Origin of the sequence: Frankia tisae, assembly GCF_025403405.1 — a bacterium.
Taxonomy (GTDB): domain Bacteria; phylum Actinomycetota; class Actinomycetes; order Frankiales; family Frankiaceae; genus Frankia; species Frankia tisai.
Window position 1 is genome coordinate 1 of the sequence record NZ_JANEZT010000864.1, and the last position, 388, is coordinate 388.

1 protein-coding gene is annotated in these 388 nt (G+C 61.1%); it reads right to left on the reverse strand.

The window, feature by feature from the left end; all coding sequences use genetic code 11:
- Positions 1-232, reverse strand: a 232-nt coding sequence (locus NBZ85_RS32035; RefSeq protein ID WP_261563538.1) for a hypothetical protein, incomplete at its 3' end; no start/stop codon positions are given.
- Positions 233-388 lie beyond the last annotated feature (156 nt).

Consider the following 388-nt stretch of genomic DNA (forward strand, 5'->3'; position numbering starts at 1 on the left):
GTCCAAAGCGCTTGCCTTCGGAAGCCACCGCCGCAGCCTGAGCTAAAACGTACCGACCCGCCGGCGTGTTGGAGAGGCCGAGGCTATTGAACTGCTGATCGATGCCCGTCATGTCCCCAGCGGAAGCCCGATTAAAGAGAGCCTTTTCAGCAGGCTTCGGTCGGTTCGGCCCATCTTCCGAATCGTAGAAAGCTCCCGCTCCAAGCAGTGCCATGCAGAACAGAAACCCCACGAACAGCGGCTCTGGAGATTGCCGTGTGTACGCCTTGGCTCCGCAGGCCACAACCATCCCAACCGCGAGGAGCCGACCTACCGATACGAGTGTTCCACCAAGCGTGGAGACAACCGCTGAAAGCTCTCCCGCCCTATCGGATGGGCCAGCCAGCGC